The organism is Phycicoccus sp. Soil803 (genome assembly GCF_001429685.1).
GTDB lineage: Bacteria > Actinomycetota > Actinomycetes > Actinomycetales > Dermatophilaceae > Pedococcus.
Genome location: NZ_LMST01000001.1, coordinates 3,251,768 through 3,264,108, shown reverse-complemented (window position 1 = coordinate 3,264,108; position 12,341 = coordinate 3,251,768). Strand labels below are relative to the sequence as shown.

Here is a 12,341-nt window from a genome sequence, read left to right as displayed (position 1 = left end):
TGGGTGTCAGCGGGCGAAGGCCGCCGTGATCAGCTCGGCCTGCTGCTCGGCGTGCCGCTTGCTCGACCCGGTGGCCGGCGAGGCGGAGGGCTTGCGCGACACGATCCGCAGCGGGCGGGTCTCGCCGAGCTCGGCGAGGGCCTGCGGCAGGTTCATGGCCACGAACGGCCAGGCGCCCTGGTTGGCCGGCTCGTCCTGCACCCAGACGAAGTCCGCTCCCGGGTACTTGGCCAGCTCGGCGGCGATCTCCTTGGCGGGCAGCGGCGCGAGTTGCTCGACCCGCACGATGGCCGTGGTGGTGTCCTCGGCCTTGTCGCGGGCGGCCTCGAGGTCGTAGACGACCTTGCCGCTCGCGAGCAGGACCCGGGTCACGCCACCGTTGTCGAACGAGGCGCGGTCGGGCAGCACCGGGCGGAAGGTGCCCTCGGTGAAGTCCTCGGGCATGCTGCTCGCCGCCTTGAGCCGCAGCATCGACTTCGGGGTGAAGACGATCAGAGGTCGGCGCGGCCGGGCGTAGGCCTGGCGGCGGAGCAGGTGGAAGTAGCTCGCCGGGGTCGAGGGGTAGGCGACCGTCATGTTGTCCTCGGCGCACATCTGCAGGAAGCGCTCGATGCGGGCGGAGGAGTGGTCCGGTCCCTGGCCCTCGTAGCCGTGGGGGAGCAGCAGCACGACGGACGAGCGCTGGCCCCACTTCTGCTCGGAGGAGCTGATGAACTCGTCGACGATGGTCTGCGCACCGTTGAAGAAGTCGCCGAACTGCGCCTCCCACAGGACCAGGGCATCGGGCCGCTCCACCGAGTAGCCGTACTCGAAGCCCATCGCCGCGAACTCGGACAGCAGGGAGTCATAGACCCAGAACCGGGCCTGGCCCTCACCGAGGTAGAGCAGCGGGGTCCACTCCTCGGCCGTGTGCTTGTCGATCAGCACGGCGTGGCGCTGGACGAAGGTGCCGCGACGGCTGTCCTGTCCGGCGAGGCGCACCGGGGTGCCCTCCATGAGCAGCGAGCCGAACGCGAGCAGCTCGCCGGTCGCCCAGTCGATCCCACCGTCGTGGGTGGACTGGGCGCGCTTCTCCATGGCCTGCAACAGCTTCGGGTGGACGGTGAAGCCCGGCGGGGGGTTCACGAACGCGTCACCGATGTGCTGGAGCTGGTCGCTCGGGATGGCGGTCTGGTCGGCCGATCGGGTCGCCTGGTCGGTCGCCTGGGCGGTCGGCGGCTCGAGGCCGGAGTGGCCCTCGGCGTCGGTGCCGACGAGCGTCGGGTCGCTGGTCTCCTCGGAGGCCTGCTTGAGCGCGGCCTTGGTCTCGACGAAGACCCGCTCGAGCTGCTGCTGGTAGTCGCGCAGCGCGCCCTCGGCGTCCTCCTGGCTGATGTCGCCGCGGCCGATGAGGGACTCGGTGTAGAGCTTGCGGACCGAGCGCTTGGCCTCGATGAGGTTGTACATCAGCGGCTGGGTCATCGAGGGGTCGTCGCCCTCGTTGTGACCGCGGCGCCGGTAGCAGACCATGTCGATGACGACGTCCTTGTTGAACGTCTGCCGGAACTCGTAGGCGAGCTCGGCCACCCGGACGCAGGCCTCGGGGTCGTCGCCGTTCACGTGGAAGATCGGCGCCTGGATCATGCGGGCGACATCGGTCGAGTACGTCGAGGAGCGGCTGGCGCTCGGCGACGTGGTGAACCCGACCTGGTTGTTGATGACCACGTGGATGGTGCCGCCGGTGCGGTAGCCACGCAGCTGGGACAGGTTGAGCGTCTCCGCGACGACACCCTGGCCGGCGAACGCCGCGTCGCCGTGCATCAGCAGGGGCAGCACGGTGAAGTCCTCGCCCGCGAGGTCGAGCCGGTCCTGCTTCGCGCGGGTGATCCCCTCGAGGACCGGGTTGACGGCCTCGAGGTGCGACGGGTTGGCCGCGAGGTAGACCTTGGTCTTGCTGCCGTCCTCCGCGACGAACTCGCCCTCGGTGCCGAGGTGGTACTTCACGTCGCCCGAGCCCTGCACGGACTTGGGGTCCTGCTTGCCCTCGAACTCACGGAAGATCTGGCCGTAGGACTTGCCCGCGATGTTGGCGAGCACGTTGAGGCGCCCGCGGTGCGGCATACCGATGCAGACCTCGTCCATCGAGTCCGCGGCGGCGCGGCACAGGATCCGGTCGAGCAGCGCGATGACCGACTCGCCGCCCTCGAGGCTGAACCGCTTCTGCCCGACGAACTTGGTCTGCAGGAACGTCTCGAAGGCCTCGGCGGCGTTGAGCCGGCGCAGGATCCGCAGCTGCTCGTCGGGGCCGGGCTTGGCGTAGCCGACCTCGATCTTGGCCTGCAGCCAGCGGCGCTGCTCGGGGTCCTGGATGTGCATGTACTCGGTGCCGATGGTGCGGCAGTAGGAGTCGCGCAGGATGCCGAGGATCTTGCGCAGCCGGAGCATCGGCGCCCCGCCGAAGCCGCCGGTCGCGAAGTCGCGCTCGAGGTCCCACAGCGTGAGCCCGTGGGACGTGACGTCGAGGTCGGGGTGGCGCCGCTGGCGGTACTCCAGCGGGTCGGTGTCGGCCATCAGGTGGCCGCGCACGCGGTAGGCGTGGATGAGCTCCTGGACGCGCGCCGTCTTGTTGACGTCGTCGTCGTGGTGGGCCGAGATGTCCTGGACCCAGCGCACCGGCTCGTAGGGCAGGCGCAGGCTCTCGAAGATCTCGTCGTAGAAGCCGTTCTCGCCGAGCAGGAGCTGGTGCACGATGCGCAGGAAGTCGCCCGACTGCGCGCCCTGGATGATGCGGTGGTCGTAGGTGCTGGTCAGCGTGAGGATCTTGGACACGGCGTTGCGGTTGAGCGTCTCCTGGCTCGCGCCCTGCCACTCGGCCGGGTACTCCAGCGCGCCCACCCCGATGATCGCGCCCTGGCCGGACATCAACCGCGGCACCGAGTGGTTGGTGCCGATGGTGCCCGGGTTGGTCAGCGTGAGGGTGGTGCCCTGGAAGTCCTCGACGGTGAGCTTGCCGCCGCGCGCCTTGCGCACGATGTCCTCGTAGGCGGTCCAGAAGTGCGCGAAGTCCATCGACTCGGCCGACTTGATCGAGGGCACCAGGAGCTGGCGGGTGCCGTCGGGCTTGGCCATGTCGATGGCCAGCCCGAGGTTGACGTGGCCCGGGATGACCAGGGCGGGCTTGCCGTTCTCCTCGGTGAACCCGTTGTTCATCTCCGGCATGTGGCCCAGCGCCTTGACCAGGGCGTAGCCGATCAGGTGGGTGAACGACACCTTGCCGCCGCGGGAGCGCTGCAGGTGGTTGTTGATCACGACCCGGTTGTCGATGAGCAGCTTGGCCGGCACGGCGCGGACGCTGGTCGCGGTGGGGACGGTCAGCGAGCTCTCCATGTTGGTCACCGTGCGGGCGCTGGCGCCACGCAACGGCTTGACCTGGTTCTCGTTGGTGGCCTCGGTCTGCTTGGGGGCCTGGGGCTCGCGCGGCTTGGGAGCCTCCTTGACGCCGCCGGTCTCGCCGCCGGTACTGGCCTCCTTGTCCTCGGGCTTGTCGGCCACCGCCTTGTCGGTGCTGCCGTCCGGCTTGTCGGTGGTCTGTCCGGAGGTGGTCGACGGCGCGGCCGGGGCTGCGGCCGGGGCCGGCGTGGCGGCCGGGGCCGGGGCAGCAGCGGGAGCCGGCGGGGTGGCAGGGGCGGGCGCGGCCGCGGACGCGACCGGAGCGGCAGGGGCGGAGGTCGGGCTCCCGTTGGAGCCGGACCCGTTGGTCGTGGAGCCGTCGGACGGCTGGTAGTCCTCGAACAAGGACCACCACGCCTTGTCCACGGAGTTCTTGTCCTTCTGGAACTTCTCGTACAGCTCGTCCACGAGCCACTCGTTCGGCCCGAAAGCCGCCATGGGGTCGTTGGTCGGGGACTGGTCGGGCACGGCGGATACGCCTCTTTCGTAGCGTCGACAATGACGGGCAAATAGGTGCTCCCAGCCTATCCCCGTGCGTCGCGCCGCGCTGCGGCGGGCGAGAGGTTTCCGGAGCGACCTTCGCCACGTCGCTCGCCGGCCCTCCCGCAGGCGCTCCAGCGCCCGGCCCGGGTATGCCGCGGGGCCGGGTTCCGTGCTGGAACCCGGCCCCGCGGCATACCCTTGGCGACCTAGCTGATGTCGCTCCGGATGGTGCGCCACGAGCCGAACCCGGCAAGCACCGCGGCATAGGCGGCCAGGACGAGCGCGCCGGCCCACCAGGCGAGCGGCGTCACGGCGTTCTCGCCGCCCTGGTTGACCCCGTTGACCATGGCCTGCGTCGCCGCAGAGGGGAGGTACTGGACGATGTGGTCCCGACCCCAGTCCCAGAACGACAGCCCGAAGCCCGCCAGGGGCTCGACGATCCAGGCCACGCCGACCGAGATCAGCAGGGCCGCGACCTGGTTGGGGATGAGGATCCCCGCACCGAGCCCGATCAGGGCCCACAGGCCGAGGACGAGCAGGCTCAGGGCGAGCGTCCGGAACACGCCGGACGTCGGGAACGGTGCGAACCCGCGTGCGTTCAGGACGATGGCCCCGGCGATGATCGACCCGGCCAGCGAGATCAGCCCGTAGATGGCGCCGATGCCGAGCAGGGCGATGACCTTCGCGCCCATCACCTTGGCTCGCTTGGGGGTGCCGAGGAAGGTGCTCGTGATGGTCTTGTGGCGGTACTCGGAGCCGATCTGCATCACGCCGATGGTCAGGGTGAGCAGGTAGCCGATGCTGAGGCCGCTCGTGTAGACGCTGTTGGCGACCTGCTCCGGCGTGCCGGTCGGGACGCCTTGGCCGGGCGCGGCGCTCGGGTCGGGGGCCTGGGTGAAGAGGAAGCCGAAGAGGACGGCGAGGCCCGCCCCCGCGACGAACATGGCGATGGCCAGCCCCCACCACATGCGCGTGGTGAAGAACTTGCGGAACTCGGCCTTGATGGCGTTGGTCATTCGTTGCCCCCTTCCTGTCCGGCGATGGCATCCCGCTCGGCAGCCGCCGTCGGCCCGGAGGCTCCGTCGCCGAGGTTGCGGTTGGTGCCCTCGGTGAGCTCGAAGAAGAGTGCCTCGAGGTCGGTGGTGGCCTGGCGCAGCTCGTAGATCGGCAGGCCGGCGCGCAGGGCGACGTCGCCGATCAGGCGCAGGTCGTGCGTCTCGGCGAGCAGGGTGCCGTCCTCGACCGTGCTGGTGACGTCGGCGACCCGCAGGGCCCCCGCCAGGGCGTCGAGGTCGGTGCTGCGGACGATGGTGTGGGCCTCGCCGTGCAGGTCGTCCATCGCCCCCTGCTTGATCAGCCGGCCGTTGTTGATGATGACGACGTCGTCGACGGTCTGCTCGACCTCCTGGAGCATGTGGCTCGAGATCAGGACCGTCTTGCCCTGGGCGGACAGGTGGCGCAGGAACCCGCGCAGCCACCGGATGCCCTCGGGGTCGAGGCCGTTGGCCGGCTCGTCGAGGATGAGGACCTGGGGGTCGCCCAGCATCGCGGCGGCGAGGCCAAGCCGCTGGCGCATGCCCATCGAGTAGCCCCCGGCCCGCTTGCGTGCGGCGGCGGGGATCCCGACCAGCTCCAGCATCTCGTCGACGCGCTGGGCTCCGACCCCGGCCGTGTCGGCCAGGACGCGCAGGTGGTCGCGACCGGTGCGGCCGGGGTGGAAGTTGGTGGCCTCCAGCGCCGACCCCACGACCGACATCGGCTGCGTGATCTCCTGGTAGCTGCGCCCGCCGATGGTCGCGACACCGCTGGACGGGTTGACCAGGCCGAGCAGCATGCGCAGCGTGGTCGTCTTGCCCGCCCCGTTGGGGCCGAGGAAGCCGGTGATCCGGCCGGGCTCGACGGTGAAGGAGAGGTTGTCGACGGCGGTGAAGCTGCCGAACCGCTTGGTCAGGTCACGCACCTCGATGCGGGCGCCCTCGGTGGGGCGCGGCGGTGCTGTGGTCGTGGTCATCGTTCCCCCGGAATCGGTGTCATGACGGCATCCTGCCAACTGACGTGGGGTCAGGGTCAACCGGGTTGCGGCCCTAGGATGACCGGACTATGACCGAATGGTTGCTGGTCCTGACCGGCGTGGGGCTGACGATCGGTACGGCCGTCTTCGTGGCCACCGAGTTCTCGCTGGTCGCGCTCGACCGGCCGACCGTGCAGAAGGCCGTGGACGCGGGGGACGCCCGCGCCGAGGTGGTGCTCGGGTCGCTGCGCCGGCTCTCGACACAGCTCTCCGCGGCCCAGGTCGGCATCACCTTGACCACGCTGATCCTCGGGTTCCTCGCCACCCCTTCGCTCGGGGTGCTGCTCGAGACCCCCCTGAGGGCCGTTGGCCTCAGGGGCTCCACGCTGGACTCGGTCGCCGCCGCCGTCGCCCTGCTCATCGCCACGGTGTTCTCGATGGTGTTCGGCGAGCTGCTGCCGCAGTTCCTCGGCATCTCGGCACCGCTCGCCACGGCCAAGGTCGTGGCCATGCCGGTGCGGGGCTTCGCGCTGGTCGCGAGGCCGCTGATCTTCGTGCTCAACGGTTCGGCCAACCTCTTCCTGCGGGCGCTCGGCATCACCCCACGGGAGGAGCTGTCCGGCGCCCGGACCCCGCAGGAGCTGGCCTCGCTGGTCCGCCGCTCCGCCGAGGCGGGCACGCTCGACGAGGGCACCGCCCGGCTGGTCACCAAGTCCCTGGGCTTCGGTGAGCAGACCGCGGCCGACGTCATGAGCCCCCGCGCCCGGGCGTCGTCCATCGAGCGCACGGCCACGGCCGAGGACGTCGTCCGGCTGGCCCGGCGCACCGGGCACTCGCGCTTCCCGGTGACCGGCGAGGACTGGGACGACATCGACGGCGTCGTGCACGTGAAACGGGCCATCGCGGTCCCGCACGAGCGCCGCGACGACGTGCCGGTGTCGGCGCTCATGGTGCCGCCGCTGCTGGTGCCGGAGACGATCCGGCTCGACCCGCTGCTGCTGATGCTGCGCGAGCACGGTCTCCAGCTGGCCATCGTCGTCGACGAGTACGGCGGCACCGCCGGCATCGTGACCCTCGAGGACGTCGTCGAGGAGATCGTCGGCGAGGTGTCCGACGAGCACGACGTCTTCCGCACGACCGGGCGTGAGTTCACCGACGGTTCGTGGACGGTGCCAGGCCTCTGGCGTCCCGACGAGGTGCGGGAGCGGCTGGGTGCCGTCGTGCCGGACGGCCCCGCCTACGAGACCACCGGTGGCTTCGTGATGGCCGAGCTCGGCCGGATCCCGACCGTGGGCGACACCGTCAACATCCCCGGTTGGGCGATCACGGTCCTCGCCATGGACGGCATGCGAGCCGACCGGCTGCGGTTCGTCCCGACCGACGAGGGCGACGACTCGCACGAGGGGACCTCGGTCGAGGGTTCCCCGCGGGGCCAGGCCGCACCAGGTCGTGACAGCGGTCGCTCGGTGACTGCCGGCGGCCGCGACGCGGAGGGCGCGAAGTGAGCGCCGGTGCCGTCTGGGTCACGGTCCTGCTCCTGCTGCTCAACGCGTTCTTCGTGGGGGCCGAGTTCGCGGCCATGGCGGCGCGCCGGTCGACGCTGGAACCCCTGGCCGCCAACGGGTCCCGCCGCGCGCAGGTCTGCCTCGACGCCCTCGAGCAGATGGGCTCGCTGCTCGCCTGCGCCCAGCTCGGCATCACGGTCTGCTCGGTGCTGCTGGGTGCCATCTCCGAGGCCGCCCTGCACCACGCGCTCGAACCCGTCGTCCACCACCTCGGGCTGCCCGAGGGGGTGACCGACGGCCTGGCGCTCGCGCTGGCCCTGCTCGTGGTGGTCTACCTGCACGTGGTCGTCGGCGAGATGATCCCGAAGAACCTGGCCCTCGCGGGACCCGAGCGGTCCGCGCTGATCCTCGTGCCCGTGCTGCTGTTCATCACCCGGGCCCTGCGCCCGATCATCTCGGTCATGGAGTCGCTCGCGAAGTCGCTGGTGCGGCTGTTCCGGGTCGAGCCCAAGGACGAGATCACCTCGACCTTCACCGTCGAGGAGGTCGAGCACATCCTCGCCGAGAGCCGCCACGAGGGACTGATCGAGGAGGGCCAGCACGGGCTGGTCGGGGCGGCGTTGGAGTTCAGCGACAAGGACGCCGTCGATGTCGCCGTCGCCCTGTCCGACCTCGTGACCCTGCCGCTGACGGCCACCCCCGACGACGTCGAGCGCCTCGTGGCCAAGCGCGGCTTCTCGCGCTACCCCATGCTCGACAAAGCCGGTGAGCTCACCGGCTACCTGCACCTCAAGGACGTCCTCTACGCCGACGACACCGAGCGTGACATCGCGGTCCCGGTCAAGCGGGTCCGCAAGCTGGCCACGGTGCAGGCCGCGGACGAGGTCGAGGAGGTGCTGCGGACCATGCAACGCACCGGCTCGCACCTCGCCCGCGTGGTAGACCCCGAGGGCGCCGACATCGGCGTCGTCTTCCTCGAGGACGTCATCGAGGAGCTCGTCGGCGAGGTCACCGACGCCTCCCAACGCTGACCCCGCGGCATACCTGTCCCAACTTTATCGGGTCAGGCAACAAGGTTGACCTTCGCACGACTTCAGAACCGGTGTCAGGGTCAACGTTCCTGCTAGACCCGATAAAGCTGGGGTAGGTCGGAGACGAAAAGATGGCCTGGCGCTTGACGCCAGGCCATCTCGACCGTGGGTGCCCCCGGCAGGATTCGAACCTGCGCTCCCGCCTCCGGAGGGCGGTGCTCTATCCCCTGAGCTACGGGGGCCGACACGTGCGCTTCCGTGAAGGAGGCGCCCGCAGAGGTTAGCAGCCTAGGGTGGCCCCCATGGAACGCGGGGGACTCGTCTACGTCTGCGACGACACCGAGCAGATCAGGCGCCTCATCCGGGTCAACCTCGAGCTCGAGGGCTACGAGGTGCGTGAGGCGCGGGACGGCGAGGAGCTGATCGCCGCCCTGCACCAGCTCGACCCGCTCCCGGGGGTCGTCACGATCGACGCCCAGATGAGCCCGCGCGACGGCTGGTGGACGATCTCCCAGATCCGGGCCGACCCGAGGCTGGCGGACATTCCGGTCATCATGGTGACGGCGTCGGTGCAGCAGCACGACCGGGTCCAGGCGCAGGGTTCGGGACTCGACGCCTTCGTGTCCAAGCCGTTCGATCCCGACCACCTGATCGAGCTCGTCTCGGGCTTCATGGCCGACGGACGGCAGCACTCACCGGCGCCCTAGACTTGACCGGGTGACTCCCGAAGAGCTCTCCGAAGCCATCCGCACCGCCCTCACCGAAGCCGTCGCCGCCGACGAATTCGCCGTGGACGTGCCCGCGGAGATCCGCGTGGAGCGACCGAGGAACCGGGACCACGGGGACTGGTCCACGAACGTCGCGCTCCAGCTGGCCAAGGGAGCCGGTATGCCGCCGCGTGACGTCGCGACGCGGCTCGCCGAGCGCCTCGGCCGGGTCCCGGGTGTCAAGGCCGTCGACATCGCCGGACCGGGCTTCCTCAACATCACCCTCGACGCGGCGTCGGCCGGGGAGCTGGCCCGCAGCATCGTCGAGGCCGGGGCCGCCTACGGTCGCAACGACTCCGAGGCCGAGCACGTCATCAACGTCGAGTTCATCTCGGCCAACCCGACCGGGCCGCTCCACCTCGGCCACACCCGGTGGGCCGCGCTGGGCGACGCCATGAGCCGCCTGCTCAAGACGTCGGGTGCGACGGTCACGACCGAGTACTACATCAACGACGCCGGCGCCCAGATGGACAAGTTCGCCGCCTCGGTCCTCGCGAGCGCGAAGGGGGAGCCCACCCCCGAGGGCGGGTACCCCGGCGCGTACATCGACGACCTCGCTGCCCAGGCGCTCGCCGCCCGTCCCGACCTGCTCGAGCTCCCGGCCGACGAGGCCCTGGCCGCGGCGCGCTCGGTGGCCTACGACGCGCAGCTGCAGGACATCAAGGACACCCTCGCCGACTTCGGCGTGCACTTCGACGTGTGGTTCTCCGAGGCTGCCCTGCACGACTCCGGCGCGGTCGAGCAGGCCGTCGAACGGCTTCGGGAGCAGGGGCACGTCTTCGACGAGGGTGGCGCGATCTGGTTGCGCACGACCGACTTCACCGACGACAAGGACCGCGTCCTCATCAGGGCCAACGGGGAGCCCACCTACTTCGCCGCCGATGCCGCCTACTACCTGTCGAAGAAGGACCGCGGCTTCGACGAGAAGATCTACCTCCTCGGTGCCGACCACCACGGCTACATCAACCGGCTCAAGGCGATCGCGGCGTGCGCGGGCGACGACCCCGAGCACAACATCGAGGTCCAGATCGGCCAGCTGGTCAACCTCGGCGGCGCCAAGCTGTCCAAGCGGGCCGGCAACATCATCGAGCTTCGCGACCTGATCAACTGGATCGGCACCGACGCGATCCGCTACTCCCTGTCGCGCTACCCGGCCGACAGCCCGCTGTCCCTCGACGGCGAGGAGCTGCGCAAGCAGACCAACGACAACCCGGTCTTCTACGTGCAGTACGCCCACGCCCGCACCTCCAACGTGGCCCGGCTGGCGGGGGAGGACGGTGTCGACCGCGGCGACGGCTTCGACCCGTCGCTGTTGACCGACCCGACCGAGGCGTCGCTGCTGGCCATCCTCGGCGACTTCCCCCGCGTCGTCGCCCAGGCGGCCCACCTGCGCGAGCCGCACCGGGTGGCCCGCTACCTCGAGGACCTCGCCGGTCACTTCCACAAGTGGTACGACACCTGTCGCGTGCGCCCGATGACCGCCGACGAGGAGATCACCGACCTGCACCGGACCAGGCTGTGGCTCAACGACGCCACCCGCCAGGTCTTGGCCAACGGACTGGACCTCCTGGGAGTCTCCGCACCCGACAGGATGTAGCCCATGCGCGCGCACGAGGCGGGAGCCCTCCACGCTGAGGGGTACGGCGGACCACCCCACTGGCTGCCCTGGCCCACCGACGTCATGGAGCTGCTGCCGCAGCTGTGGCCGCAGACGGTCGACCGTGACGACGAGGGTCGCCTGACCGTCGGTGGGCTCGACGTGGTGAGCATCGCCCGCGAGTTCGGCACCGCGGCATACGTGGTGGACGAGGCTGACTTCCGCGCCCGGGCGCGGGCGTTCCGGGACGAGTTCGGCGCCCCCTTCGCGGCCCTCGGTGGGGTCGACGTGTTCTACGCCGGGAAGGCCTTCCTCTGCACCGAGGTGGCCCGCTGGGTGGCCGAGGAGGGGCTGTGCCTCGACGTCTGCTCCGGCGGTGAGCTCGCCGTGGCGCAGCGCGCTGGGTTCCCCGCGGCGCGGATCGGCCTGCACGGCAACAACAAGTCCCTCGCCGAGATCCGTCAGGCCCTGGCTTATGGCGTGGGGCGGATCGTCGTCGACTCCTTCGAGGAGATCGACCGGGTGGCCGCGGTCGCCGACGAGCTCGGGGTGCGCGCCCCGGTCATGGTCCGCGTCACGGTGGGCGTGGAGGCACACACCCACGAGTTCATCGCGACCGCGCACGAGGACCAGAAGTTCGGGTTCTCCCTGGCCGGCGGCCAGGCCGCGGAGGCGGTCGCGCGCATCGTCGAGCGGAGTGCCCGGCTCGACCTGCTCGGGCTGCACTCCCACATCGGCAGCCAGATCTTCGACACGTCGGGGTTCGAGGTGTCCGCGCGACGGCTGATCGGGCTGCACGCGGAGGTGGCCCGGGTGCACGGGATCCACATGCCCGAGCTCGACCTCGGGGGCGGCTACGGCATCGCGTACACCTCGGAGCACACGCCCCTGCACCCTGGCGAGCTCGGCGAGCAGATGGCCGACCTGGTCGAGCGCGAGCTGAAGGCCGTCGGCGACGGTGGTCAGGACACCCCGACCCCCCGGATCTCGATCGAGCCCGGCCGCGCCATCGTCGGACCGAGCACGTTCACCCTCTACGAGGTGGGCACGGTCAAGGACGTCGACCTCGGCGGGGGAGCCAAGCGCACCTACGTCTCGGTGGACGGCGGCATGAGCGACAACATCCGCACCGCGCTCTACGACGCCGACTACTCCTGCACGCTGGCCAGCCGGCACTCCGACGCGGCGCCGCGGCTGGCCCGCGTGGTCGGCAAGCACTGCGAGAGCGGCGACATCATCGTCATGGACGAGTACCTGCCGGACGACATCTCGGCCGGCGACCTCGTCGCCGTGCCGGGCACCGGTGCCTACTGCCGGAGCATGGCCAGCCAGTACAACCACACTCCGCGGCCGCCGGTCATCGCGGTCCGGGACGGGCGGGCGAGGGTGCTGGTGCGCCGCGAGACGGTGGACGACCTGCTGGCCCTCGACGTCGGCTGACGCGATGACCGGGCTAAGGTCCGGATGGCGGAACAATGGCGTCCACGAAGTGGTCACCCGTCACGATGGTCCGGACCG

8 protein-coding genes and 1 tRNA gene are annotated in these 12,341 nt (G+C 70.5%); 5 read left to right on the top strand and 4 right to left on the bottom strand.

Annotated elements, in window-relative coordinates; translation table 11 throughout:
• Window positions 1-6: 6 nt before the first annotated feature.
• The 3 genes from ASG95_RS15075 to ASG95_RS15065 all read right to left on the bottom strand — a co-directional run bounded on the left by ASG95_RS15075 (window position 7) and on the right by ASG95_RS15065 (window position 5,923).
• Window positions 7-3,867, bottom strand: coding sequence for a multifunctional oxoglutarate decarboxylase/oxoglutarate dehydrogenase thiamine pyrophosphate-binding subunit/dihydrolipoyllysine-residue succinyltransferase subunit (locus ASG95_RS15075; RefSeq protein ID WP_082593244.1), 3,861 nt, complete (start codon window positions 3,865-3,867; stop codon window positions 7-9).
• 251 nt (window positions 3,868-4,118) lie between these two features.
• Window positions 4,119-4,928, bottom strand: coding sequence for an ABC transporter permease (locus tag ASG95_RS15070; protein WP_056922403.1), 810 nt, complete (start codon window positions 4,926-4,928; stop codon window positions 4,119-4,121).
• Window positions 4,925-5,923 carry an ABC transporter ATP-binding protein gene (locus ASG95_RS15065; protein WP_057377967.1) on the bottom strand — a complete coding sequence of 333 codons (999 nt, stop codon included), beginning with the start codon at window positions 5,921-5,923 and terminating at the stop codon, window positions 4,925-4,927. The genes ASG95_RS15070 and ASG95_RS15065 overlap by 4 nt, the downstream gene beginning before the upstream one ends.
• A gap of 89 nt (window positions 5,924-6,012) precedes the next feature.
• On the opposite strand from ASG95_RS15065, the gene ASG95_RS15060 reads away from it, so the two are divergent.
• Both ASG95_RS15060 and ASG95_RS15055 read left to right on the top strand, forming a co-directional pair.
• Window positions 6,013-7,428: a hemolysin family protein gene (locus tag ASG95_RS15060; protein ID WP_057377966.1), complete on the top strand. Its 1,416-nt coding sequence runs from the start codon at window positions 6,013-6,015 to the stop codon at window positions 7,426-7,428.
• Window positions 7,425-8,459 carry a hemolysin family protein gene (locus tag ASG95_RS15055; RefSeq protein WP_056922405.1) on the top strand — a complete coding sequence of 345 codons (1,035 nt, stop codon included), beginning with the start codon at window positions 7,425-7,427 and terminating at the stop codon, window positions 8,457-8,459. Before ASG95_RS15060 ends, ASG95_RS15055 begins: the two co-directional genes overlap by 4 nt.
• A 170-nt stretch (window positions 8,460-8,629) precedes the next feature.
• Here ASG95_RS15055 and ASG95_RS15050 read toward each other — a convergent pair.
• Window positions 8,630-8,701, bottom strand: a tRNA-Arg gene (locus ASG95_RS15050).
• Window positions 8,702-8,761: 60 nt separating this feature from the next.
• Here ASG95_RS15050 and ASG95_RS15045 point away from each other — a divergent pair.
• The 3 genes from ASG95_RS15045 to lysA are packed head-to-tail and all read left to right on the top strand — an operon-like array spanning window position 8,762 to window position 12,263.
• Complete coding sequence (locus tag ASG95_RS15045; RefSeq protein WP_057378939.1) at window positions 8,762-9,166, top strand: response regulator; 405 nt, start codon at window positions 8,762-8,764, stop codon at window positions 9,164-9,166.
• Between the two features lie 10 nt (window positions 9,167-9,176).
• Complete coding sequence (argS, locus tag ASG95_RS15040) at window positions 9,177-10,823, top strand: arginine--tRNA ligase (RefSeq protein WP_057377965.1); 1,647 nt, start codon at window positions 9,177-9,179, stop codon at window positions 10,821-10,823.
• Between the two features lie 3 nt (window positions 10,824-10,826).
• On the top strand, window positions 10,827-12,263 hold the full coding sequence (gene lysA, locus ASG95_RS15035) for a diaminopimelate decarboxylase (RefSeq protein WP_057377964.1): 1,437 nt from the start codon (window positions 10,827-10,829) through the stop codon (window positions 12,261-12,263).
• Window positions 12,264-12,341: the final 78 nt, after the last annotated feature.